This is a genomic window from Olleya sp. Ti.3.14, assembly GCF_038154885.1.
Lineage (GTDB): Bacteria > Bacteroidota > Bacteroidia > Flavobacteriales > Flavobacteriaceae > Olleya.
In genome coordinates, this window is sequence record NZ_JBAKAO010000026.1 from 1 (window position 1) to 1,033 (window position 1,033).

A 1,033-nucleotide genomic window follows, 5' to 3' on the forward strand; every position below is an offset into this window, starting at 1 on the left:
TACAAGCCTTATTGTGCTTACACGCTGAAAAAGAACATAAAAACAATAGATTCCTTAGTTTCTTGTTGCCTACTTTACTTATTCTACTTCGACCTCTTACACTACTCCCTGATTTTCGTATAGTGGGTGTAATACCAACATAACTACATAACTGTGATGCGTTTTCAAACTTCTTAAAGCCATCGGTTACTACTATTAAAAACAAAGCGGTTTTAACTCCCATTCCTGGAATACTTTTTATCAATGTCAATTGATGCTGCTGATCTTGTTTTACTAATGCTAATAAACGAGATTCTAATACTAAAACCTCTTTGTTTAATTGCTTCAGAGTTCGAGTTAAAGAACGATAAACAAACCTTGAAGGAATTCCTAAAACTTCTTCTCCTTTTAGTTTATTCTTGGTCGCTGTTCTATGTTTTATATAACTATCTAATAGTCTAAACAATTGTAAACACTCACTCTGAACATCTGTTAAAGCTGTGTACAATGGGACATCATTCATTTCTCCATACTCACTTATTGCTTTAGCATCACTTTTATCTGTTTTTACCTTAGCTAATTTCATCTGAATAAATCGCTTTACAGATAATGGATTTACTACAGAAACGCTAATTCCTGATTTATATAAAAACTGTGCTAAACGATAATGATAATAGCCTGTAGCTTCCATGACTATTAAAACGTCTTTTGGTAAATGTTTTAGAAAGCTTACAAAACCTTTTGCATCATTTTTAAATTGATTATGTCCACTTTTTGAACCATAAACATCAAAGACATCTTTGCTAATGTCAATTCCATAAATTTCTTTATATTTATTCATAACAACTTGAATTTTGGAAAGAACATAGCTACTGATGTTTCAACAACTTGAAAACGAGATCTAGGTCTCACAGAACTGAACGAAATCTTAGTAGAAAAAGAGAGAGGATTATCAATGTTGTCGAAGTCTAAAGCTTCACCGTGTATACTAATCTTATTTCTCTCTTTTGTTCTTTCTATTTATTAGTTAAATTTAATGAAAGACAAACTTAAG

The 1,033-nt window shown here is 31.2% G+C and carries 1 protein-coding gene; it reads right to left on the bottom strand.

Features of this window, described 5'->3' with window-relative positions:
- Window positions 1-820, bottom strand: an 820-nt coding sequence (locus tag V6251_RS15125; protein WP_341588995.1) for a transposase, incomplete at its 3' end; no start/stop codon positions are given.
- Window positions 821-1,033: the final 213 nt, after the last annotated feature.